18 protein-coding genes are annotated in these 22,379 nt (G+C 72.8%); 9 read left to right on the top strand and 9 right to left on the bottom strand.

The annotated features are described in order from the left end of the window. Positions 1 to 87 precede the first annotated feature (87 nt). From ACTWJ9_RS04715 to ACTWJ9_RS04705, 3 genes are read right to left on the bottom strand one after another with little or no spacing between them, the layout of a single operon-like run. Positions 88 to 909 carry a hypothetical protein gene (locus ACTWJ9_RS04715; RefSeq protein ID WP_387036612.1) on the bottom strand — a complete coding sequence of 274 codons (822 nt, stop codon included), beginning with the start codon at positions 907 to 909 and terminating at the stop codon, positions 88 to 90. Then, complete coding sequence (locus ACTWJ9_RS04710) at positions 909 to 2,198, bottom strand: VWA domain-containing protein (RefSeq protein ID WP_279332901.1); 1,290 nt, start codon at positions 2,196 to 2,198, stop codon at positions 909 to 911. Before ACTWJ9_RS04710 ends, ACTWJ9_RS04715 begins: the two co-directional genes overlap by 1 nt. 55 nt (positions 2,199 to 2,253) lie before the next feature. Then, positions 2,254 to 3,789, bottom strand: a complete 1,536-nt coding sequence (locus tag ACTWJ9_RS04705; protein WP_443295237.1) for an IucA/IucC family protein — start codon at positions 3,787 to 3,789, stop codon at positions 2,254 to 2,256. Between the two features lie 97 nt (positions 3,790 to 3,886). On the opposite strand from ACTWJ9_RS04705, the gene ACTWJ9_RS04700 reads away from it, so the two are divergent. The 7 genes from ACTWJ9_RS04700 (at position 3,887) to ACTWJ9_RS04670 (ending at position 13,683) form a co-directional block, all read left to right on the top strand. Continuing rightward, on the top strand, positions 3,887 to 5,440 hold the full coding sequence (locus ACTWJ9_RS04700; RefSeq protein ID WP_387036615.1) for an IucA/IucC family protein: 1,554 nt from the start codon (positions 3,887 to 3,889) through the stop codon (positions 5,438 to 5,440). Between the two features lie 391 nt (positions 5,441 to 5,831). After that, complete coding sequence (locus tag ACTWJ9_RS04695; RefSeq protein WP_279332899.1) at positions 5,832 to 6,614, top strand: CoA transferase subunit A; 783 nt, start codon at positions 5,832 to 5,834, stop codon at positions 6,612 to 6,614. Position 6,615: 1 nt separating this feature from the next. Continuing rightward, positions 6,616 to 7,275 (top strand): CoA transferase subunit B, encoded by a 660-nt coding sequence (locus ACTWJ9_RS04690; RefSeq protein WP_387036617.1) that lies wholly within the window; start codon positions 6,616 to 6,618, stop codon positions 7,273 to 7,275. Between the two features lie 179 nt (positions 7,276 to 7,454). Continuing rightward, positions 7,455 to 8,996, top strand: a complete 1,542-nt coding sequence (locus ACTWJ9_RS04685; RefSeq protein WP_387036619.1) for an extracellular catalytic domain type 1 short-chain-length polyhydroxyalkanoate depolymerase — start codon at positions 7,455 to 7,457, stop codon at positions 8,994 to 8,996. 295 nt (positions 8,997 to 9,291) lie between these two features. Beyond that, positions 9,292 to 10,089, top strand: coding sequence for a 3-hydroxybutyrate dehydrogenase (locus ACTWJ9_RS04680; protein WP_387036621.1), 798 nt, complete (start codon positions 9,292 to 9,294; stop codon positions 10,087 to 10,089). Between the two features lie 97 nt (positions 10,090 to 10,186). Further along, complete coding sequence (locus ACTWJ9_RS04675; RefSeq protein WP_387036623.1) at positions 10,187 to 11,581, top strand: MFS transporter; 1,395 nt, start codon at positions 10,187 to 10,189, stop codon at positions 11,579 to 11,581. 158 nt (positions 11,582 to 11,739) lie between these two features. Continuing rightward, the gene (locus ACTWJ9_RS04670; protein ID WP_387036626.1) at positions 11,740 to 13,683 is read left to right on the top strand and encodes a GAF domain-containing protein; all 1,944 of its coding nucleotides are present in this window, start codon (positions 11,740 to 11,742) and stop codon (positions 13,681 to 13,683) included. A 431-nt stretch (positions 13,684 to 14,114) separates the two neighbouring features. Here the strand turns inward: ACTWJ9_RS04670 and ACTWJ9_RS04665 are convergent, their stop codons facing one another. From ACTWJ9_RS04665 to ACTWJ9_RS04640, 6 genes are read right to left on the bottom strand one after another with little or no spacing between them, the layout of a single operon-like run. Beyond that, on the bottom strand, positions 14,115 to 15,014 hold the full coding sequence (locus ACTWJ9_RS04665; RefSeq protein ID WP_279332893.1) for an alpha/beta fold hydrolase: 900 nt from the start codon (positions 15,012 to 15,014) through the stop codon (positions 14,115 to 14,117). Next, positions 15,011 to 16,072 (bottom strand): branched-chain amino acid ABC transporter permease, encoded by a 1,062-nt coding sequence (locus tag ACTWJ9_RS04660; RefSeq protein WP_279332891.1) that lies wholly within the window; start codon positions 16,070 to 16,072, stop codon positions 15,011 to 15,013. The genes ACTWJ9_RS04665 and ACTWJ9_RS04660 overlap by 4 nt, the downstream gene beginning before the upstream one ends. After that, a complete protein-coding gene (locus ACTWJ9_RS04655) occupies positions 16,069 to 16,995 on the bottom strand; it encodes a branched-chain amino acid ABC transporter permease (RefSeq protein WP_279332890.1) in 927 nt (308 codons plus the stop codon). The genes ACTWJ9_RS04660 and ACTWJ9_RS04655 overlap by 4 nt, the downstream gene beginning before the upstream one ends. Continuing rightward, positions 16,995 to 17,735, bottom strand: a complete 741-nt coding sequence (locus ACTWJ9_RS04650; RefSeq protein ID WP_387036629.1) for an ABC transporter ATP-binding protein — start codon at positions 17,733 to 17,735, stop codon at positions 16,995 to 16,997. Before ACTWJ9_RS04650 ends, ACTWJ9_RS04655 begins: the two co-directional genes overlap by 1 nt. Continuing rightward, the gene (locus ACTWJ9_RS04645) at positions 17,735 to 18,475 is read right to left on the bottom strand and encodes an ABC transporter ATP-binding protein (protein ID WP_279332888.1); all 741 of its coding nucleotides are present in this window, start codon (positions 18,473 to 18,475) and stop codon (positions 17,735 to 17,737) included. Before ACTWJ9_RS04645 ends, ACTWJ9_RS04650 begins: the two co-directional genes overlap by 1 nt. A 3-nt stretch (positions 18,476 to 18,478) precedes the next feature. Beyond that, positions 18,479 to 19,663 carry a substrate-binding domain-containing protein gene (locus tag ACTWJ9_RS04640; RefSeq protein ID WP_279332887.1) on the bottom strand — a complete coding sequence of 395 codons (1,185 nt, stop codon included), beginning with the start codon at positions 19,661 to 19,663 and terminating at the stop codon, positions 18,479 to 18,481. Positions 19,664 to 20,104: 441 nt separating this feature from the next. Between ACTWJ9_RS04640 and ACTWJ9_RS04635 the strand changes: the two genes are divergently transcribed. Then, a complete protein-coding gene (locus ACTWJ9_RS04635; RefSeq protein ID WP_443295236.1) occupies positions 20,105 to 21,385 on the top strand; it encodes a MalY/PatB family protein in 1,281 nt (426 codons plus the stop codon). Positions 21,386 to 21,442: 57 nt separating this feature from the next. Beyond that, positions 21,443 to 22,369, top strand: a complete 927-nt coding sequence (locus tag ACTWJ9_RS04630; RefSeq protein WP_443295235.1) for a HipA family kinase — start codon at positions 21,443 to 21,445, stop codon at positions 22,367 to 22,369. Positions 22,370 to 22,379 lie beyond the last annotated feature (10 nt).

Here is a 22,379-nt window from a genome sequence, read left to right as displayed (position 1 = left end):
ACGCAAGGAGGCCCGCACGAGGCGGGCCTCCCGGGCAGGCGTCACGCGCTGCCGATGGTCACCTGTCGACTGGTCACCCGCCGACCGTCACGCACCCGGCGGTACCCGGGACGGCCGTCCCGACCCACGGGTCAGCCGGTAGCCGGCGACACCCGCCAGCGAGGCCAGCGCACCGCCCACCGCGGTCCACACCCAGCGGTCGGACCACCAGCCGGAGGTCCAGCCGTCCTCGGGCTCGAGAGCGGCGAGTACGGCCGAGGGCGACTTCTCCTCGTCGCCCTCGCCGTCCGCCTCCGCCCGCAGCGCGATGCCCGGCACCAGCGGCTCGGCGAGTGAACCGTCCACCGCCGCGGCGCCGCCCATGTCCTTGGACTCGGCCCGGACCTCGACGTCCACCGACTGGCCCAGGTCGGACGCCGAGAGGTTCACCGCGGTGAGCCGGACGTAATACGTGCCCGGCAGCGGGTCGTCGGCCCACGGCTCCGACCAGGCGCGGACCGTGCGCAGCACACAGGCGAGCTCCACGGAGGCCGCGTCCGCCGGTGCCGTGCGGGTCTGGGCGCCGTACTGGCAGGCCTGGCGGCGGCGCAGACCGTCGTACACGTCGACCCGCCAGGTCTCGGCGGCGTGCGTCTCGGGCAGCTTCACCGTCGCCCGCACGGTGGGGCGTTGCCCCGCGTCCGCCGGGAACGACCAGTACAGGTAGTCGCCGACGGAGGCACGTGCCGTGGCGGTCTGCCCCTGCTCGAACTCCGTCGCGGTACGGAACGAGGTGCCCGCGCGGGTCGGCCCGGCCGCGTCCTCGGACGCACCGGGGGAGGGGGTGGAGTCGGCCGCCGCGGGGGCCACGGCGGCCGCGGCCAGACCGAACGTGAGCAGGGCGGCGCCCAACAAGCGGGTGATACGCATCAGTGGGTCCTCCAGACCGCGAGCCGCCAGCGGGACAGCCAGCCCCAGACGAGACCGGCGAGGAAGCCGGTGAGGACCAGCGCGCCGAGCAGCCACCAGCCCCGGCCCAGGCCGAAGGAGGCCACGTCGCTCGACTCGCCCGGACCCTCGACGACGTCGATGGTCAGTTCCAGCGGCAGACCGGGCGTGGTCTTCACACCGGAGCCCGGCGAGAACGAGTTGGTCACCGCCAGGCACACCGTCTCGGTGGCCGGCTTGCCGCCGTCGTCACCGTTGTCGTCGTCGGCGTCCGATGCGGGCTTCGGGTAGCGCAGGCCGGTGGACAGGACGTCCGTACGGCCGTTGCCCGTGGCCTCGCCGCGGACGATCTCCCGGTCGTGCACCGTGACGGCCCGCAGCAGCACGCCGTAGTCCGGGTTCACCGCCCGGTCGGCCGCCACACTCACCGACGCGCGCAGTTCCTGGCCGGCCGGTACGTCCACGCGGTACCAGCGCTGCTGCCCGAACTCCTCGCGGTCCGTGTAGAGACCGGACTTCAGCGTCGGCGCCTTGGCGCAGGACGCGGCACCCTCGGTCGCGACCGGCGTCACCACCGGCTCGGCCGCACGGTCCACCAGCTCGTTGACCCGGTCGGCGAGTTCGTCCTGGTGCTGGACCGAGGTGTAGGTGCCGCCGGTCGCCTCGGCGATGCAGCTGAGCTGCCGGCTCAGCTTGGCGTTCGGCACCAGGCCCAGGGTGTCGATGGTCAGGCCGATGCCCTTGGCCGCGATCTCCCGGGCCACCTCGCACGGGTCGAGCGGGGCACAGGTGTCCTCACCGTCGCTGATCAGCACGATGCGCTTGGAGCCGTTGCCGTCCTTGAAGTCGTCCGCCGCCTGCAACAGGGCGGGGCCGATCGGGGTCCAGCCGGTCGGGGTGAGCGTGGCCACCGCCGTCTTGGCCTCCGTACGGTCCAGCGGACCGACCGGGTAGAGCTGTGCGGTGTCCTTGCAGCCCTCCTTGCGGTCGTCGCCGGGGTAGTCGGCGCCGAGGGTCCGGATCCCCAGCTCGACCCCCTCCGGCGTCGCGTCCAGCACCTCGTTGAACGCCTGCTTCGCCGCCGCCATCCGGGACTGGCCGTCGATGTCCTTGGTCCGCATCGAACCGCTCACATCGAGGACGAGGTCGACCTGGGGCGCGTCCTGGCCCGTGGGTTCGCCGGCGGCCGCCGCGGTCGGGAAGGTGAGCCCGGCCGTCAGAGCGGCGAGCAGGACACCGACGCCCGCTGCCGGCCATTTTCTTCTGATCATCGAGGGATCCTATTGATCGGAGGCGGCCCGTCCCGAAGCGGGGCCCGCAAGGCCCCTATACCTGGAGGGGATTGGGAAGTTCGGCCCATTCGTCCCCGGCTGCGCGGGGGGACAGCCGCATCAGCGTCAGGGCCTTGGCGGGCAGCGGTTCGCCGAGCAGGGCGGCAAGGTCCGGGGTGCGCGGCAGATCCCGTACGGCCGTCTCCAGCGCGGCCCGGAGTGCCGGGCCCGAACCCGTCGTACCGGCCAGCGCACCCGCGACCAGCGACCCGAACAGCTTCCGCCGCAGGGCGCGTTCGTCGTCCGTGACCATACGGGCGGGCAGCTCGGGCACCGGGACGCCGTGTCGTGTCAGCCGCTCGGGACTGACCCGCAGATCGGCCAGATCGCGGTAGACCAGCCGCACCGGCTCCCCGTCCGGCTCCAGCACCACCAGGAGGTTCTGACCGTGCGCCTCCAGCGCCACGCCCAGATCGAGCAGCCGCAGCCCGACCGTGAGGGCGAGCCGCGCGAACCGGGCCCTCCAGGCGGGGGAGCGGGACACCCCGGTGGCCGCCAGCGCCGCCACCGGGACCACCCGCTCCCCGGCCGACACGTACTCCTGCGGCGACTCGCGCACCACGGCCGCCAGATCGGGGGAGCCGGCCGCCGCGGCACCCAGGGTGCGGGTGATGTGCAGCAGCCCGCCGGTCCGCGCGGCCACCGACTCCCCGAAGGCGGACAGCACCGCGGACGCGGCGACCGAACCGAGCGAGATGTCCCGCACCGAGGACGTCAGCCGCGTACTCAACGCCGTCTTGACGTGCGGGCCTTCGGGCAGGGCGAGGGTGCGCAGCGCCATCAGCGGATGCGCGGCGACCCGCCGGGCGGGGCCTTCCCGCTCCTCTTTTCCGGGTTCTCCGGGCTCTCCCCGCTTGAGCACATGCGCCGCTTGCCAGGGATGCACGGGGATCACCACCCGCCCCCCGTCCCGCAGCCACTCCGGCCAGACCCCCGTCACCAGACAGCCGTCGGCCGGTACCGGTACCAGCCCCAACTCCACGACCGGCCGGTGCTCGGGCCCGTACGCCAACTGCTCGGCGACCGAGAAACCGGGCCGGGAACGGCAGTTGGGATGGAACGGATGCCCGTCGACCACCCGCTGCTCCCACTCCCAGTCCCACCGGGGCCACCCGTCCGGGCCACCCGCCGGCTCGCCCGCCCGGGACAGCGCCAACGAGGCGGCACTGTGAGCGAGTTCGACGGCGAAGGCCGCCGAGCGCGGTACGGCGAGCCGCGTCATCAACAGCGCCGGATCCTCGTACGCCACCTCGTCCAGGTGGACGACGGTGACGTACGCGGCGGTCGCATACGGATCCGGTCGCGGGCCGTGCAGCCGCCGTCCGTCCGCCAGCCGCAGGGTGAGCCCGTCCCGGTGCGGCTCCCGGCCGGTGATCCACGGCAGCGGATCGTGCGCGAGGCCGCGCCACAGCCGGGTCAGCACGGCAGCGCGGGCCCCTGGCAGCGCGGCCGCGTACCGGGGCAGCAGAGCAGGCCGTACGGCGGCCAGCCCGTCGGCGATCTCGGCCTCGGCGGTGGGGGGACGGTGCACGGGCGGGCTCCTCGGGTACGCACAGCGTTGCGGGACGAACAGGCGGTCCGCGACGGACATACTGATCGTCCCCGTCCGGACAGACCGTTGGGAAACAGTGGAACGCGTGGACCTCATGCCCCCGCCCGCAGACGACGACGCGGCGACCGGCGCCCACCACGCCGCCGGGCTCGCCGCCCGCGCCGACGCGTACGCGGCCGTACCGCTGCTGAACTGCCTGCTGCGCGAGGTGGCACACCCCGTGCCGGACGCGGACGCAGGCCCGGACGTCCGGACGTACCGCCTGCCCGGCGTCGACCGCCTGCTGCGGGTCCGCGGCACCCGCCGCCCCGCCGCACCCGAGGTCCGCGTGGACGACGCCTGGCACCGCGTGGACCACACCGACCTGGTGAAACTCGTCGCGGAGGAGCTGCGCCGGCACACCGGCCTGCCCAACCACGAGCTGCCCGCCGAGATGACCGACAGCAGGGACGCGGTGGCCGCGCTGCTCGCGGCACGGACCCGGACGGCTCCGCCCGTCGACCCCTACCTCCGCTCCGAACAGTCCCTGCTCACCGGCCACACCCACCACCCCGCCCCCAAGGCGCGCGGCGGCGGCCCCACGGCGAACTGGCTGCCGTACGCGCCGGAGGCGTACGCCCGCTTCCCGCTGACGCTGCTCGGACTGCGCGAGGACACGGTCGTCGAGGAGGGCGACACCTCGGCCCTCGACCGGCTCGGCACCGCCCCGCCCGGTTACCGCCTGCTGCCCGCCCACCCCTGGCAGCTGGAGCTGACGGCCCGGGCCCTCGCCCCTGCCTTCGCCGACGGCCGTCTGCTCCGACTGGGCACGACCCCGTTCCCGACCTGGCCCACGGCCGCGATCCGCACCGTGTACGCACCCGCACGCGACCTGTTCCTGAAGTTCAGCCTCGACGTCCGCATCACCAACGACATCCGCCGCCTGTGGCGCCACGACCTGCTGAAGCTCCGCAGGACCGACACGGCGGTACGCGAGGCGTTCGCCGCCTTCGACAGCCCGGCGGCCTGGCTCAGCGACCGCGGTCACCGCACCGCGGACTTCGCCTTCGAGGAACTGGCCGTGGTCGTCCGCGACGGCCTGCGCGACCACCTGCTCCCCGGCGCGACCCCCCACCTCGCGGCCGCCCTGGCCGAGGAGTACGACGGCAACCCGCTCACCGCCACCGCGACCCCCGCCACCTGGTGGGAGGCCTACCTGGCCCAGGCCGTCCCCCCGGCCCTGACCGCCTTCGCCCGGCACGGAGTCGTCCTGGAGGCACACCTGCAGAACACCCTGATCGCCGTCGACACCGACGGCACGCCCGTACAGGCCCTGTACCGGGACGCCGAGGGTGTGAAACTCCTGCCGGAGGTGCCCAGGGCGGCGGGCTGGGAACGCCTGGTGTACTGCCTGATCGTCAACCACCTGACCGAGATCGCCGCAGCCCTCACCGAGCACCATCCCGGCCTCGACCCCTGGCCCGCCGTACGCCGCGAACTGGCCCGCCACCCCCTCCCCGAGACCCCCGCCCTCCTCACCGCCCCCACCCTCCCCGCCAAAACCAACCTCCTCCTCCGCTGGACCGACGCCGACGGCGCCGCCGCCCGCTACCGCCCGATCCCCAACCCACTGGCGGACGTGCAGCCATGACCGCCCCCCGCCCCGCAGCACGGTCGTGCCCCTTTACGTGGTGCAGGTGATCAGCAGCCTTTTCGAAGGGAGAAGGAGTGTGTTCTGCGGGTGGTCTGAGGGCGTCTGTCGAGCGAGCACGGCGGAAGCGTGGATGACGGTTACGGGTGTGGTGGGCGGCGCCATAGTGATCGGCCGCATGGGGGGTGTGAGCGAGGGGGCTCCCGTGCTGGGGGCCTGGGGGTGAGCCACACATGGACCGGGCGGTAGGTGGTGGTGGCGGCCATGTCGGTGGGCTTCGGTGCGTCCTTAGGGTCGTCACGTCGATGGATGCCGGGGCACACGAAGGCCACACCCTGTGCGTGTTCCGGCTGTTCGGGGCGGTACGCGCCCCTTGATGGAGAGGGGCCGTATGGGGCTGGACAAAACGGTCGGCAGCGTGGACGAGGCAGTGGCGGACATCCCCGAGGGGGCGTCGCTGGCCGTCGGCGGGTTCGGCCTGTGTGGCATACCGAGCGCGCTGATCGCCGCACTGCTGCAGCGGGAGGCCGGCGGGTTCAAGGTGGTCTCCAACAACTGCGGGGTGGACGACTGGGGGCTGGGGCTCCTGCTGCGGGCCGGCCGGATCGCGCGTATGACCAGTTCGTACGTGGGCGAGAACAAGGAGTTCGCCCGCCAGTACCTCAGCGGGGAACTGGAGGTGGAGCTGGTGCCGCAGGGCACGCTGGCCGAACGCCTGCGGGCCGGCGGGGCGGGCATCCCGGGGTTCTACACACCGGCCGGGGTCGGGACGCAGATCGGGCAGGGCGGACTGCCCTGGCGGTACGGCGCGGACGGGCAGGTCGCGGTGGCGTCGCCGCCGAAGGAGACCCGGGTCTTCGACGGGCGGGAGTACCTGCTGGAGGAGGGCATCAGAACCGATTACGCCCTGGTGCGGGCGGCCGTCGGGGACCGGCACGGCAACCTGGTGTTCCGCTCCTCGGCCCGCAACTTCAACCCGTTGGCCGCGATGGCCGGGCGCGTCACCGTCGCCGAGGTCGAGCAGCTGGTGGAGCCGGGCGAACTGGACCCGGACGAGGTGCACCTGCCGGGGGTGTTCGTGCAGCGGGTGGTCCGGGTCCTCCCCGACGACCCGACCGCCACCCGGCGGATCGAACGACGGTGTGTGCGGACCGAACAGGAAGGCGGTGCCTGACATGGCGCTCACGCGCGAGCAGATGGCGGCCCGGGCGGCCCGCGAACTGGTGGACGGAACGTACGTCAACCTCGGCATCGGCCTGCCGACACTGATCCCGAACCACCTTCCGCCGGGAGTCGAGGTGGTGCTGCAGTCCGAGAACGGCATTCTCGGCGTCGGCCCCTACCCGCTCGAGGAGGAACTCGACGCGGACCTGATCAACGCGGGCAAGGAGACGGTGACCACCCTGCCCGGGGCGTCGTTCTTCGACTCCGCGCTGTCCTTCGGCATGATCCGCGGAGAGCACATCGACGCCGCGGTGCTGGGCGCCATGCAGGTGTCGTCCTCGGGAGACCTGGCGAACTGGATGATCCCGGGGAAGATGATCAAGGGCATGGGCGGTGCCATGGACCTGGTGCACGGGGCGCGCCGGGTCATCGTGCTGATGGAGCACACCGCCAAGGACGGCAGCCCCAAGCTCGTCGAGCGGTGCGAGCTGCCGCTGACCGGCACCGGGGTCGTCCAGCGCGTCATCACCGATCTCGCCGTCATCGACATCACGCCGGAGGGCTTCTCGCTGGCCGAACTCGCTCCCGGTGTCGGCGTCGACGAGGTACGCGCCGCGACCGGGGCCGACCTGCGCGTTCCCGAGCGGCTGGAGACGGTCGCCGGTGTCTGAGTAGCAGATGCCTCCCGGCGGCACAACCGGTTCGGGTCCACATCGTGGCAGGCAGGCTGTGGTGCTCCCTGCCATATCGTTGCACGTTCAACGGACCCTACGGTGCCGGACACCGGGCCGCTCCGGCCGACCCACGCCCATGGAGCGACCCGGTGTCCCCACTGCACCGAGGAGCCGCCATGCAACCGTCGCCTTTCCGGGGCGCCGTCGCCCCGCTGTCCCGCGCTTCGTCCGCGCCGCCCGCCGATCCGCTGCCGCGCCCGGCGGGGCGCGGGTGGCGCGGACCGCTGTCCCGTCTCGTGGCCGTCGTGGTCCTCGCCCTCGTGGCCGCCCTGGTCGGTCCGGCGCCGACCGCTCAGGCCGCGGTCGGCCTGACCCGGGTCACCGACTTCGGCGCCAACCCGGGCCAGCTGAACATGTACGTCTACCGGCCCGCGTCCCTGCCCGCCGAGCCGGCGGTGGTGTTCGCGCTGCACGGCTGCAGCCAGAACGCCCAGATGTACGCCGACAACTCCGGTCTGCCCGAACTCGCCGACCGGCACGGGTTCCTGGTGGTGTTCGCCGAGACCACGTTCTCGAACCACATGAACAAGTGCTTCAACTGGTACCAGAGCACCGACATCCGCAGGGGCCAGGGCGAAGCCGCGTCGATCCGGCAGATGGCCGCGTACGCGGTCTCCGCCTACGGCGCGGACGCCGGGCGGACCTACGTCACCGGCCTGTCCGCCGGTGGTGCCATGACGTCGGTGATGCTCGCCATGTACCCGGACGTCTTCCAGGCCGGCGCGGTCGTGGCGGGTCTGCCCTACGGTTGCGCCGGCGACGTCATGGCCGCCCTGAAGTGCATGGACCCCGGAGTCGACCTGACGCCGGACCAATGGGCGAAGCGGGTCCGCGACGCCAACCCCTCGTGGTCCGGACCCTGGCCCCGGGTGGCCGTCTGGCACGGTGACAACGACCCCACGGTCCTCCCGCGCAACGCCGACGAGCTGCGCGACCAGTGGACCGCACTGCACGGCCTGTCCCAGAAGCCGACCCGCACGTCCGTGATCGGCCCGAACTCCACCCGGCACGAGGAGTACGCCGCCGCGGACGACTCGGTGGCCGTCGAGGTGAACCGGGTCCCGGACATCGGGCACGCCACGCCGGTCGATCCCGGCAGCGGGCCCCAGCAGTGCGGCAGCACCGGCACCGTCAACTTCCAGGCCTCCATCTGCTCCAGCCACTGGATCGCCCAGTTCTTCGGCCTGACGGAACCCTTCGAGGACGACAGGCTGCCGGCCCCGACCGGCCTGGCCGCGACCGACACCACCGACACCACCGTCCGCCTGAGCTGGAACGCCGTCGACGGCGCCGGCGACTACGTCGTCTACCGCGACGGTGCCCCGGACCCGCTCGCCACGGCAGGCGCCACGTCCTACACCGACACCGGCCTGACCGCGGGCTCCTCCCACACCTACGCGGTCGCCGCCCGCGATGCGGACGGCAGGCCGGGACGGTCCTCCGGCGCGGTCACCGTGCGGACCACCGGGGGTGAGACCGCCTGCTGGACCGCCACCAACTACGCCCACGTCCAGGCGGGACGCGCCACCACCAGCGGCGGCTACACCTACGCCAAGGGCTCCGGACAGAACATGGGTCTGTACAACGTGTTCGTCACCCGCACCCTGAGGGAGTCGCCCGTCGGCCACTTCACCGTCGCGGACGGAACCTGCAACTGACGCAGGGCGCAGGGCCGGTCATGACCGTGGACGCCTCCCCGCACCCCCCGCGGTCCCGTGCCCGTCATGGTGGCGGCCCGGAAGCCGCCGCCGTGTCGGCCCCGGCGCGGTCGGTCGGCCACCGACCGCGCCGTCGGCCCCTCCTGCCCTGCCGGCGATGGCCGCCGCGGGGCCCGGTCCACGGAGCACGTCATGCCACGCCTAGCCTTGTGGATGGGGTCGCTACAGAAGCAGCCCTTACTGTGTGGGTCGCATACATAGGTGTGTCTGGGCGGCGTCCGTACTGTTTCCGGCCATGACAAGCGAATTCCCTCCTCCCACCGCCCACTCGGCGCCGTCCGGCGCCGGCGTGGACCTGACGTCCCGGACCGCTCTGGTCACCGGTGGCGGCAGCGGCATCGGCAAGGCGTGCGCCACGGCGCTGGCCGCCGCGGGTGCCACCGTGCACGTGGTCGACCGGGACGCCGATTCGGCCAAGGAGGTCGCCGCCGGGATCGGGGGCGAGGCGCACGTGGTCGACCTGGCCGACCCGGCCGCGATCGAGACGCTGCCGACCGAGGTCGACATCCTGGTCAACAACGCCGGCCTGCAGCACGTGGCGCCCCTGACCGAGTTCCCGCCGGAGCGGTTCGCCCTCATCCAGCAGGTGATGGTCACCGCCCCGTTCCTGCTGATGCGCCGTAGCCTGCCGCACATGTACGCGCAGGGCTGGGGCCGGCTGATCAACATCTCCAGCGTCCACGGACTGCGGGCCAGCGCCTACAAGTCCGCCTACGTGACCGCCAAACACGCGCTGGAGGGCCTGAGCAAGGTGGCCGCGCTCGAGGGTGCCGCCCACGGTGTGACCAGCAACTGCATCAACCCCGGCTACGTCCGCACCCCTCTGGTCGAGAACCAGATCCGCGACCAGGCCGCCGCGCACGGGATCAGCCCCGACGACGTCCTGACCGATGTGCTGCTGACCCGCTCCCCCATCAAACGCCTGCTGGAGGCGGAGGAGGTCGCCGCGGCCGCGCTGTGGCTGTGCGCCGACCACAGCAGTTACATCACCGGTACCTCACTGCCCCTCGACGGCGGCTGGGGAGCCAGCTGACCCGCCGCACCGGGCGCCGCCCCTGCGCCGCCCCGCCCCAAGACCGCCCCCCACGCCCGTCCCCGCACCCACGCCTCACCCGAGAATCGGTGAACCCATGTCCGAGACCACAACCGCCAAGCCGGGCGAGCCCCGCTCCGGCGGCATCGCCCGCATCGTCGGAGCGAGTCTGATCGGCACCACCGTCGAGTGGTACGACTTCTTCCTCTACGGCTCCGCCGCCGCGCTGGTGTTCAACACCCTCTTCTTCCCCAGCAGCGACCCGCTGGTGGGCACGCTGCTCGCCTTCATGACCTACGCGATCGGCTTCCTGGCCCGGCCGATCGGCGGCATGGTCTTCGGGCACTACGGCGACAAGATCGGCCGTAAGAAGCTGCTCGTGCTCAGCCTGCTGATGATGGGCGGCGCCACCTTCGCCATGGGTCTGCTGCCCACCTACGGCAGCATCGGCGTCGGCGCCCCGATCCTGCTCACCGTCCTGCGCCTGATCCAGGGCTTCGCCCTGGGCGGCGAATGGGGCGGCGCCGTGCTGATCGTCTCCGAGCACGGGGGCGACAAGCACCGCGGCTTCTGGGCCTCCTGGCCGCAGTGCGGCGTCCCCGCCGGCAACCTGCTGGCCACCGCCGTTCTCGCGGTGCTGGCCTCCGTCCAGTCCGAAGCGGCGTTCCAGTCCTGGGGCTGGCGCATCCCCTTCCTGCTCTCCGGCGTCCTGGTCCTGATCGGACTGTGGATCCGCGTCTCGGTGTCCGAGTCCCCGGTCTTCCTCGCCGCCCAGGCCAAGGCCGAAGCGTCCGCCGTCCAGGGGGCCAAGGAGGAACCGCCCGTCGTCGAGGTCTTCCGCCGCAGCTGGCGCGAGGTGCTCGGGGCCATCGGCGTCCGGTTCGGCGAGAACATCTCCTACTACATCGTGACCTCCTTCCTGCTGGTCTACGTCACCACCCACCTGGAACTGCCGAAGAGCACCGCGCTGAACGCCGTCCTGATCGCCTCGGCGGTCCACTTCGTCACCATCCCGCTGTGGGGAGCGCTCTCCGACCGCATCGGCCGCAGGCCCGTGACGCTGATCGGCGCGGTCGGCATGGCCGGCTGGGCGTTCGCCTTCTTCTCCCTGGTCGACACGGAGTCCTTCACCGTGATCACCCTCTCGGTCACCGTGGGCATGCTGCTCCACGGCGCCATGTACGGACCGCAGGCCGCCTTCATCTCCGAGATGTTCGACACCAAGGTCCGCTACTCCGGGGCCTCCGTGGGCTCGCAGCTCGCCTCGATCCTCGCCGGCGCCCTCGCCCCGATCATCGCCGTCGAGCTCCTCAGGCGCTTCGGCACTTCGACGCCCATCGCCCTCTACCTCGCGGCCGCCTCGGTGGTCACCGCCGTCACGGTCCTCGTCATCAAGGAGACCCGCGGCCGTGACCTGACCGTCTCGATCGCGGACGAGCCGTCGGACCGGCAGCGGCAGGGGGCATCGGTCGCCGGCACCGACCGGGGCTAGAGGCCCAGAGGCCCAGAGGCCACCGTGTCGCGGTCCGCCCCGTGCGAGAGTGAACGGGCGGACCGCGGCATGCCCGTCCGCAGACACCGCGCCCGCCGCGCGGGCCCGCCACAGCCCATCCACACACCAGCCGCACACGCTGGAGGGAGGACCGCCCCATGCCCCCCGTGAGCCCCGCGACCGTCGGCGGCGACCCCTCCCACACGGCGACGGCGGCACTCCGGCAGCTGCTCGACCTGCTCGCCGCCGACGCACCCGCCGAACGCCTGGCCCAGCCCGCGGTCCGGGCCCGCGCGGCCGGAGCCGACCCGAGCGAGCAGGCCGTCCTCGACGAGGCCACCCGGACCGCGCTGGACATCCACCGGACCCTGACCCAGCGCCGGCGCCGGGAGGCCGAGCTCGCCGCCCTCTTCGACACCGCGAGCGACCTGGCCGCACTGCGCGACCCGGACGCCGTACTGCGGGCCATCGTGCACCGGGCCAGAACCCTGCTGGGCACCGACACCGCGTACATGACGCTGAACGACCCCACGGCCGGCGACACGTTCATGCGGGTGACCGCCGGCTCGGTCTCCGCCAAGTTCCAGCAACTGCGCCTCGCCCTGGGGGAAGGACTCGGTGGTCTGGTCGCACAGACCGCCCGCCCCTACGCGAGCCCCGACTACCGCACCGACCGCCGTTTCAAGCACACCGGAACCATCGACGAGGGCGTCGACGAGGAGGGCCTGCGCGGCATCCTCGGCGTCCCCCTGCGCGTCGGCCGGCGGGTGATCGGCGTCCTGTTCGCCGGAGACCGCGCCCCGCGCGAGTTCACCCCCGAGGCCATCGCCCTGCTCTCCTCCCTGGCCGACCACGCCGCCGTGGCCATCGACGGCGCCCGCCTGCTGGAGGAGACCCGCTCCGCGCTGGTCGAGCTGAACGCCGCCAACGAAACGGCCCGGGCCCACAGCGAAGACCTGCACCGCGCGGCCGACGCCCACGACCGGCTCACCGACCTGGTCCTCAGAGGCGGCGACGTCGACGACGTCACCCGCGAGATCGCCGCCCTCCTCGGCGGCGGCCTGGCCGTGCACGACGCGGACGGCACCGAACTCGCCCGCCTGGGCACCGGCCCGGTCCGCCCGCCCGAACAGGGCATCGAAGCCTCCCGCCGAGGCGGCCGGGCCGTCCCCGTCGGCGGCAACTGGGTGTGCGCCGTCCTGGCCGGCCCGGAACTCCTCGGCAGCCTGGTGCTCACCGGCCGGGCCGACCTCACCGACGCCGACCGGCGCCTGTTCGAACGGGCCGGCATGGTCACCGCCCTCCTGCTGCTCCTGCGCCGGTCCGTGGCCGAGGCCGAGGACCGGGTGCGCGGCGAACTCCTCGACGACCTGCTCACCGCCCAACCCCCCGGAAGCCACCGCAACACCGGCAGCCTGACGCTGCGCGCCAGGAAGCTGGACATCAACCTCGCCCAGCCGCACGCGGTACTCGTCCTCAACTGCGACCCGGACCTGCGCTCACGCCTGCTGACCGAGGCGGCACGCCGTGCCCGCACGCTCGGCGGCCTGGCCGGCACCCGCAACGGGCACACCGTCCTGCTCGCCCCCACCCCGACCCCGGGTCCCCTCGCCCAGGAACTCGCCCAAGGCCTCTCCCGGGGCCTGGGCACCCCCGTCACCGTCGGGGCAGCCGGCCCCGGCACGGCCCCCGAACACCTCCCCGGCACCTACGACGAGGCACGCCGCTGCCTGGAAGCCCTCGAAGCACTCGGCCGCACCGGCACCGGCGCCGGTCTGGCCGACCTCGGCTTCCTCGGGGTGCTCCTCGGCGACCGGGCGGACATCCACGGATACGTGGACCGCGTCCTGGGCCCCGTCCTCGCCTACGACGCCCAGCGCGGCACCGAACTCGCCCGCACCCTCGGCGCCTACTACGACCACGGCGCCAGCCTCGCCAAGGCCAAGGACGCCCTGCACGTCCACGTCAACACCGTGGTCCAGCGCCTCGACCGGGTCGCCCAACTCCTCGGCCCCGACTGGAACACACCCGGCAGGGCCCTGGAGATCCAGGTCGCGCTGAGCCTGCACCACCTCGCCCGGAACCGGAATCCCGGCCACTGAGCCGGATCCGGCGATCGGCGCCGTGGGTCCGATCTCCAGATCGAAAGCGGGAGTCGAGAGATCCAAGGGCCGCCTTGTGCCATGCCTCGATCATGGCTGACCGAGAAGCCCGGGACAGCGGGCCGCAGGCCGATCGAGCCCACTCGGCGCGTGTGCGGGACCACCTGCCCGGCGGCGAGAACCACTGTCCGGTGGACGGCCGGGCCGGCGAACCGATCCCCCCGGAACTTCCCCGACTCCGCGGCCGTCACCCGCGAGCAGGGCCACGTCGCCGGGGCGGTGGGCCTGAAGAAGCTCTGAAGAAGCGGAGCCCGGAGCGTGAACCCGAGGCGGTGACCGTCGTGTTCACGCTCCGGGCCGCGGGGGCGGAACCGAAGGCGTCGACACCGGGACCGGGCCGGTGCCGGCCGGACTCCCGCGTCCGGCGCGTCTCACCACCCGCCCGAAGCGGGTGTCGAGGCCCGCACGGCGTCCGCGACTTCGCCGGCGGCCGGCGGGTACAGGATCGAGTAGTGGTTGGTGTCGCCGATGCACCGGGTGGGCATCCGGTCGGGGTCGAGGGCGGCCGCGGCGACACGGGCCGGATCGTAGAGGCCCTGCGGTTCGTCGAGCAGGCCGCGTTCGGCCCACAGCAGGGTGCCGTGCACCTGCGGCTGATGGACGGCGGCCAGGACTTCGGGGTCACCGAGCACACCGGCGCCGTCCGCGCGTACCGCGTCGAGCACGCAGCTGCTGCGCAGCTCGGGTGAGCGGCCCGTGAGGTCGCGGTCGACGTAGGCGGCCAGCTGCGGGCTCCAGTGCGGGCCGAGCGCGGGGTGGGCCCGGAAGAACTCGAGGTAGGCCTCCCGGTCTTCGAAGGTCATCGACAGCCGGTCCATCGCCGGGCCGATGACGGCCTGCAGCAGTGTGTCGATGTCGGTGCCCGGGGGAGCGGGGAAGCCCAGGCCGCCGTCGACCAGGACCACGCGCGGGAAGCGCTCCGGGTGCCGGGCGGCGGCCAGGGCGGCGACGAAAGCGCCCATGGAGTGGCCGAGGAGCACCGCCTGCCGCCGGCCGAGGTGGTCGAGCAGCGCGAGGACGTCGCGGACGTGGGCGGTCAGGCCGTACGGGCCGGGCAGAGCCGCGCTGGCGGCCCGGCCCCGCAGGTCGGGAGCGTGGAAATCGGCGTCGGGCAGCGCTTCGGCCACGGCGGTGAAGGCCAGGGAGTTGGCGGTGATGCCGTGCAGCGCGATGACCGGCGGGCCGTCGCCCGGCCACCGGGTGACGGCGAGTTCGCCGCCGTCCACCGGGACGGTGAGACTCTGCACGACGCCTCGGACGGACGCGGTCATGAACTCCTCCTCCGGCCCAGGGCGGTGATGCCGCCGGGGGCCGCGTAGACGGCGATGACGAAGAGCGCACCCAGGATCAGCATGGGCTCCACGCCGAGGTTCCAGCCACCGAGCCGCTGGTCGAGGTAGGTGAAGAGCACCCCGCCGACGATCGGCCCCCAGCGGGTGCCGCTGCCGCCCAGCACCGCCATGACCAGCAGGGTGAGCGTGAACTCCGAGGTGGAGGTGTGCGGAGTGGCGCCCGCGGTGACCAGGAGGTGCAGCACGCCGCCGAGCAGGGCGAGCGCGGAAGCGAGGGTGAAGGCACCGAGCTTGTAGGCGAACGGGCTGCGGCCGAGGACCGCGACGCGCTGTTCGTTGTCGCGGATCCCCTGCCAGACGCGGCCGACCGGGCGGGCGGTGGCGATCCACACGACGGTGGCGACCAGGGCCAGGTAGGCGAGGGCGAGCCAGTAGATGTGGACGGTGTTCTGCACGCCGACCAGCGCTGCCGGCACCCCGTCGGTGTACAGCGGCAGGCCCTCCTCGCCGCCGGTGAGACCACCGGGGTTGCGTTCCACCCAGATCGCCCCCGCCTGGGCGAAGGCCAGGGTGACCATGGCGAAGCCGACGCCGCCGAGGGCGAGCGTGCGCAACGAGATGGCGCCGAGGACGAGGGCGGCCACCGTGCCGAGAACCAGGGTGAGCAGGGCTGCGGGCAGCAGACCGAGGCCGAGTTCGGCCATCGCCAGCTGTGTGCCGTAGGCGCCGCCGGCGATGTACAGGGCGTGGCCGAAGGACAGCAGCCCGGTGCGGCCGAACATCAGGTCGTAGCCGAGCGCGAGCGCGCCGAAGACCAGGCAGAGCGCGAACAGCTGCAGTGATCCCGGGGAGTTGACCGGGCCGTCGAGGAGGACGGGGATCTCCACCGCCGAGTACGGCAGCAGTGCGAGCACCAGCAGCACGGCGGCCGGGACGGTCACCGACCGGGCCCGCCGCAGTCGCCCGGCCCGCGGTGGTGCGGACTGCTTCACCGGTGCGGCGGCGGGCATCGCCCGCGGGGTACGGGTGTCGGTCATGCCGTGCCTCCTGCGGACTGTGCCCGGGGTGCGGTGAGCGCGCGCCGCAGCCGCAGCAGCGGCGAGTCGGTGCCGGCCTTCGGCCGGGCCAGCACCACGGCGGCGAGCAGGATGATGACGGCGAGGTCGCCGTAACCGCCCGCGTAGTAGTTGGCGTACTGCTGCACCAGGCCCACGCTGAGTGCGGACAGCGCGACGCCGGGGATCGAGCCGAGACCGCCGATGATCACGACGACGAAGGCGAAGATGAGCAGTGAGGTCCCCTGATGAGGGGAGAGCGAGCCGAAGTAGATGCCGCCCAGCACGCCGGCGAGCCCCGCCAGGGCACCGCCGAGCGCGAAGACGAGGGTGAAGGCCCGGGTGACGTCGATGCCCAGCGCCGTCACCATCGCCCGGTCCTCGACCCCGGCGCGGACGATGAGCCCGTAGCGGGTACGGGTCAGGAACAGCTGGACGCCGAAGAGAACGAGCACCGCCACCGCGATCAGCAGGAAGCGGTTGACGGGCACCCGGGCGCCGAGCACCCCGACGGTGCCGCTCAGCGCGTCCGGCACCGGGAAGGTGCGGGCGTCGGCGCCCCAGACGGTCTGTACCGCCGCGGGAATGGCCAGTGAGAGCCCGACGGTGACCAGGATCTGCTCCCTGACCCGGCCGTACAGCCGCCGGATGAGGACCAGCTCCACCACCACCGCCAGGGCGAGGCCGGTGACCGTGCCCACCACGGCCGCCAGCAGCAGCCCCGGGACCCCGCCGACCGTCTCGGCGGTGCGCCAGGCGGTGTAGCCGGCGACGGTGAGGAACGCGCCGTGCGCGAAGTTCAGCACGTCCATCAGCCCGAAGATCAGGGCCAGACCGGAGGCGATGAGGAAGTACAGGGCTCCCAGACCGAGACCGGTCAGGGTGAGCAGGACGAGGGTGTCCATCAGGCGGCTCCGTTGCTCGAGTGACTGCCGACACCCAGCAGCGCGGTCGTCCGCTCCGCGTCGGCGAGCAGTTCGCGCGCGTCCCCGGTGTGCACCACCTGTCCGGCGTCCAGCACGACGGCGCTGCGGGCCAGTCGGCGGACGACGGCGAGGTTCTGTTCGACGAGCAGGAGCGGCACCCGCTCCGCGGCGCGCTCCAGGACCTCGGTGGCCTCGGTGACCACGCGGGGAGCCAGGCCCTTGGTGGGCTCGTCGACGACGACCAGGGCGTTGTCGTTGAGCAGGGTCCGGGCGAGGGCGACCATCTGCTGCTGGCCGCCGGACAGGGTGCCGGCGCGCTGGCCGCTGCGGGTGGCGAGTTCGGGGAACAGGTCGTGCACGAGGTCGTAGTGGTGGGCGCTGCCCGGGCGTTCGGCCAGGGCGAGGTTCTCGGCGACGGTCAGGCCGGCGAAGATCCCGCGGTCCTCGGGGGCGTAGCCGATGCCGCGGCGGATCGTGCGGTGGGTGGGCTCGGCGGTGATGTCGTGGCCGTCGAAGGTGACGCGGCCCGCGGTCACCCGTCCGCCGTCGGGCAGCAGTCCGAGGACCGCGCGGATCGTGGTGGTCTTGCCGACGCCGTTGCGCCCCAGCAGGGCGGTCACCCCGGAGGCCGGGACGTCGAAACCGATGCCCTTGAGGATGTGCGACCCGGCGATGTCCACCTCGAGGCCGCTGACGGTGAGTATCGGTGGAGAGGACATCAGAGCTCGTCTCCCAGGTAGGCCTGCTGGACGGTCGCGTTCGCCATGACCTCGGCCGGTGCCGCGGCGGCGAGCAGCTGCCCGTGGTGCATGACGGCGACCCGGTCGGCCAGGCCGAGCACCACTTCCATGTGATGCTCGACGAGCAGCACGGTCCGGCCCTCGTCGCGGTGCAGGGAGCGGATGAGGTCGGTGAGTTCGCCGGTCTCCTCCGCGGCCACACCCGCCATCGGCTCGTCGAGCAGCATCAGCCGCGCTCCGGCCGATCCGCCGGCGAGGGTGGGCGCGAGAAGCATCGCCAGCTCGAGTTTGCGCTTGTCGCCGTGGGACAGGCCGGCCGCGAGACCGGCGCCGCGGTCGGCCAGGCGCACCCGGGCCAGCACCCCCCTCACGTCGGCCTCGCTCACGCGGCGCACCCCGGCGGACCGGGCGGCCAGCTCCACGTGTTCGGCCACCGTCATGGTCGAGAAGACCGAGGACGACTGGAAGGTCCGCCCGACACCCCGGCGGGAGCGTCGGTGCGGCGGCAGGGAGGTGACGGCGTGACCGTCGAGGCGGATGGTGCCGCCGGTCGGGGAGGTCAGGCCGGAGATCAGATTGAACAGGGAGGTCTTTCCGGCCCCGTTGGGGCCGATGACGGCCAGCAGTTCCCCCTCGCCCACGTCGAGGGACACCTCGTTGATGATGGTGGCTCCGCCGACCGACCAGCTGAGCCGGTCCAGTTGCAGCACGGGCGTCATGCGTCAGCCGATCTTCTTCTCGGCGGGCGCGACCTGCTCGGCGGGGAAGGTCTTCGACACCTCCGGGTGGTCGGCCGAGGTGAACTTCGCCTGGAAGGTGGGCTGCAGCAGTGCGTGGTCGCCCGCCCGTACGGTGTTCTCCCCCTTGACGCCGGAGAAGGTGAAGCCCTCCAGGGCCTTGATCATGGCGTCGGTGTCCCCGTCCGCTCCACCGGCCTTGACGGCCTCGACGACCATCTGGGCGGCGTTGAAGCCGTCCGGCGAGAACAGGTCCTCGTCCCACTTCTTCTTCGCGAAGTACGCCCGCATGGCCTCGGCCTCCGGCGTGCTGGTGGCCTCGGGCACGTAGTGGGCCAGCAGGGTGACCTTCTCGCGGGCCTTGCCGAAGACCGGGTAACTGGCCCGGATGTCCAGGCCGGTGACGACGGTGGCGGCGTCCAGCACGCCCTGCTGGTCCAGGGTGGACCACATCGACTGGGCGGTGTCTCCCGCCCAGGCGACGAAGACCATGTCCGGCTGGGCCGCCTTGACCTTGCTCGCCACGGGGGTCAGATCGGTGGCGCTGGGCGGCGCCAGCACCGAGGTCACCGTGGTGCCGTCGGTGCCCAGCACGGCCTTGACGGCCTCGGCGTTGGCCTGCCCGAAGGCGCTGTCCTGGGCCAGGACGACGACCTTCTTGCCCGGGGAGTCGCCCAGGATGTTCTTGGCGGTCGTCACGTCCTGGTAGGTCTGGCGTCCGGAGCGGAAGGTGTGGCGGTTGACGCCGGTGAGCGCGTCGGTGGCCGCGGGCCCGCTGATGTACAGCGTCTTGTTCTGTGCCGCCACCGGGGCGATCTGGGTGGCCACCCCGGAGGCGGCGGTGCCGGCGATGATCGGCACTCCCTGGCCGATGCGCTTCTTGGCCAGGGAGACGCCCTTGGCCGGATCACCGGCGTCGTCGTCCTTCAGCACGGTGATCTTGATGCCGTCGACGGCGCCGGTGCCTTCGGTGGCGTGGTCGAGGCCGGCTTCGAAGCCTTGCAGGTACTGCTCGCCGTAGGAGGCCAGCGGCCCGCTGGTGGAGGTGACGAGGGCTACCTGCACCTCCTTCGACCCGGAGGCGGCGTTGCTGCCCGGGCTGGAGCAGGAAGCGGTGAACGCGACGGCGATCGCGGCCGCGGTGGCGGGAAGGAAAACGGATCTACGCATGGCCGTACGGCTCCTCGATGCGACGACGGATACGCCCCAGGGGTCCCTCACGGATTCGGTTCCTGAGCGACGTCCGGGCAGTGTGTTTCACGCCACCTGGACGCCACAATGTGGCTCACACCCATGTGGCGCCGTCCGGCTATGTCTGTGGCGCCCACCGGTGGCGCCCGTCGACGGCACGGTCGGTGGCGGTGAGGTGACCGGGGCAGCCGACGTCGGCGACGACGAACCGGACGCCACCATGTGGCTCGCCCCCATGCGGCACCGTCCGGCTGTGTCGGTGGCACCTGTCGGTGGTGACCGAGCCCGGACCCACTGGCTCGATTCCGATGCGGTCGTTCGATCTTCTGGCCGGTATCTGGTGGAAACGGGGTACCGTCCAGCAGGATGATCACACCGGCACCATGCAGGCCCGGTTCTCCCGGGCGAGGGGAGTCACGTATGAGTGAGGCCACGCACCACTCGCCCTCCGAGCCCGAGGCCGGTGAAGGCGGCCGCACCGATCCGCTGGTCCGGCTGTCCCTGGAGCAGTTGCGGCAGCGCACCAGCATGAAGTGGCGCACGCACCCCGCGGACGTCCTCCCGCTCTGGGTGGCGGAGATGGACGTCCCCCTGGCACCCGCCGTCGCCGACGCGCTGCACCGGGCCGTCGACCTGGGAGACACCGGATACCCGTACGGCACCGCCTACGCCGAGGCCCTCGCCGGCTTCGCCGCCGAGCGCTGGAAGTGGGACGGCCTGCGGGTGGAGAACACCGCGATCGTGCCCGACGTCATGCTGGGCATCGTCGAGATCCTCCGCCTCGTCACCGGCCCCGGCGACGCGGTCGTCGTCTGCTCACCCGTCTACCCGCCGTTCTACGCGTTCCTCGCGCACGACGGCCGGGAGGTCGTCGAGGCCCGCCTCGGCCCCGACCTGCGGGTCGACCTCGCCGCACTCGAGGAGGCGTTCACCCGCGCACGGCGCCACGGCCGCCGCGCGGCCTTCCTGATGAGCAACCCGCACAACCCGACCGGTGTCGTCCACACCCGCGCGGAACTCGAGGCGATCGCCGCACTCGCCCGAAGGCACGGTGTCCGGGTGGTCTCCGACGAGATCCACGCCCCGCTGGTGCTGCCGGGAGCTGTCTTCACCCCGTTCCTCGGCGTCCCCGGCTCCGAGGACGGGTTCGCCCTGACCTCCGCCTCCAAGGCGTGGAACCTGGCCGGTCTCAAGGCCGCCGTGGCCATCGCCGGCACCGAAGCCGCGGACGACCTGCGGCGCATGCCCGAAGAGGTCGGCCACGGCCCCAGCCACCTGGGCGTCCTCGCCCACACCGCGGCGTTCCGCGACGGCACCGACTGGCTCGACGAACTCCTGCTCGGACTCGACGCCAACCGGAGCCTGCTGGGCAGGCTGATCGACGAACACCTCCCCGGCGTGGGGTACACCCCGCCCCAGGGCACCTACCTCGCCTGGCTGGACTGCACCGGGCTCGCACTGCACGAGGACCGTCCGGCCGGCGGCCCGGGCGACGGCCCGGGCGTCGTCACCGACCTGGCCGGACCGGCGAGGATGTTCCTGGACGAGGCCCGCGTCGCCCTCAGCTCCGGACACGTCTTCGGCACCGGCGGCGCGGGACACGTACGCCTCAACTTCGCCACCTCACCGGTGATCCTGCGCCAGGCACTCGCCCGCATGGGACGCGCGCTCACCGGCCTCGACCGAGCACCCCGCACCTGACACCGACCGCCACCGGCGCTCGAAACCCTGGGCATGGGCCCCGTATAGCCTGGGGAGATGCTGTCCGAGGTCACCGCCACCCGTTACATCGCCCCCCTGCACTCCGGTGGCTCCGTGCCCGGGATCGTCGAGGCCGACGACCTCGGCACGTACGTAGTCAAGTTCACGGGGTCCGCGCAGGGGCGCAAGGCGTTGGTCGCCGAGGTGATCGTCGGGGAGCTGGCCCGCGCCCTGGGACTGCGTTTCCCGGAGCTGGTCCTGGTCCACTTCGATCCGGCGATCGCCGACGGCGAGCCCCACCAGGAGGTGCGGGAGCTGCACTCCGGCAGCGCCGGGATCAACCTCGGCATGGACTACCTGCCGGGCGCGCGGGACTTCACGCCCGAGGTCGCCGAGGTCTTCCCCGTCGATCCGGTGGAGGCCGGGCGGATCGTCTGGCTCGACGCGCTCACGGTGAACGTGGACCGGACCACGCACAGCTCCAACCTGATGGTCTGGCCCACGCTCGGCGTCGCCCCGCCGCGCCTGTGGCTCATCGATCACGGGGCCGCGCTCGTCTTCCACCACCGCTGGGCCGCCTCCGACCCGGCGAGGGCGTACGACTTCCGTCACCACGCCCTCGGCCGCCACGCGCCCGACGTCCGCGCCGCCGACGCCGAACTGGCTCCCCGGGTGACCGGGGAACTGCTGCGGGCCGTCACCGCCGAGGTGCCCGACGCCTGGCTGGCCGACGACCCGGACTCCGCGACGCCCGACGCGGCCCGCGAGGCGTACGTGGCGTACCTCCACGCACGCGTGCGGGCCTCCGCGGCGTGGCTGCCGACCGACTTCCCCGCCGCGGCGGAACTGGCCGAGGAGAACGCGCGCCGCGCGGCCCGGACCCGGCAGGGCCGCCCGGACTGGCTCAAGCGCGTCCCCGACCTGCACGGCAAGCCGCAGGCGGCCCAGGACTGGTCGGTGCACCTGGGTTCACGGCCGGGATGAGGGCCGGGTT

The organism is Streptomyces sp. GDS52 (assembly GCF_052246875.1).
In the GTDB taxonomy this organism is placed as follows: Bacteria; Actinomycetota; Actinomycetes; order Streptomycetales; family Streptomycetaceae; genus Streptomyces; species Streptomyces cathayae.
The sequence above is the reverse complement of the archived record's forward strand: the minus strand, read 5'-3'. Positions and strand labels throughout refer to the sequence as shown.

Bases quoted from the DNA above. Each gene is read 5' to 3' on its own strand.
- ACTWJ9_RS04650 (WP_387036629.1), bottom strand. From the start codon at position 17,735: ATGTCCTCTCCACCGATACTCACCGTCAGCGGCCTCGAGGTGGACATC.
- ACTWJ9_RS04660 (WP_279332891.1), bottom strand. From the start codon at position 16,072: ATGACCGACACCCGTACCCCGCGGGCGATGCCCGCCGCCGCACCGGTG.
- ACTWJ9_RS04680 (WP_387036621.1), top strand. From the start codon at position 9,292: ATGACAAGCGAATTCCCTCCTCCCACCGCCCACTCGGCGCCGTCCGGC.
- ACTWJ9_RS04665 (WP_279332893.1), bottom strand. From the start codon at position 15,014: ATGACCGCGTCCGTCCGAGGCGTCGTGCAGAGTCTCACCGTCCCGGTG.
- ACTWJ9_RS04695 (WP_279332899.1), top strand. From the start codon at position 5,832: ATGGGGCTGGACAAAACGGTCGGCAGCGTGGACGAGGCAGTGGCGGAC.
- ACTWJ9_RS04635 (WP_443295236.1), top strand. From the start codon at position 20,105: ATGAGTGAGGCCACGCACCACTCGCCCTCCGAGCCCGAGGCCGGTGAA.
- ACTWJ9_RS04710 (WP_279332901.1), bottom strand. From the start codon at position 2,198: ATGATCAGAAGAAAATGGCCGGCAGCGGGCGTCGGTGTCCTGCTCGCC.
- ACTWJ9_RS04690 (WP_387036617.1), top strand. From the start codon at position 6,616: ATGGCGCTCACGCGCGAGCAGATGGCGGCCCGGGCGGCCCGCGAACTG.
- ACTWJ9_RS04675 (WP_387036623.1), top strand. From the start codon at position 10,187: ATGTCCGAGACCACAACCGCCAAGCCGGGCGAGCCCCGCTCCGGCGGC.
- ACTWJ9_RS04685 (WP_387036619.1), top strand. From the start codon at position 7,455: ATGCAACCGTCGCCTTTCCGGGGCGCCGTCGCCCCGCTGTCCCGCGCT.
- ACTWJ9_RS04645 (WP_279332888.1), bottom strand. From the start codon at position 18,475: ATGACGCCCGTGCTGCAACTGGACCGGCTCAGCTGGTCGGTCGGCGGA.
- ACTWJ9_RS04670 (WP_387036626.1), top strand. From the start codon at position 11,740: ATGCCCCCCGTGAGCCCCGCGACCGTCGGCGGCGACCCCTCCCACACG.
- ACTWJ9_RS04655 (WP_279332890.1), bottom strand. From the start codon at position 16,995: ATGGACACCCTCGTCCTGCTCACCCTGACCGGTCTCGGTCTGGGAGCC.
- ACTWJ9_RS04640 (WP_279332887.1), bottom strand. From the start codon at position 19,663: ATGCGTAGATCCGTTTTCCTTCCCGCCACCGCGGCCGCGATCGCCGTC.
- ACTWJ9_RS04630 (WP_443295235.1), top strand. From the start codon at position 21,443: ATGCTGTCCGAGGTCACCGCCACCCGTTACATCGCCCCCCTGCACTCC.
- ACTWJ9_RS04715 (WP_387036612.1), bottom strand. From the start codon at position 909: ATGCGTATCACCCGCTTGTTGGGCGCCGCCCTGCTCACGTTCGGTCTG.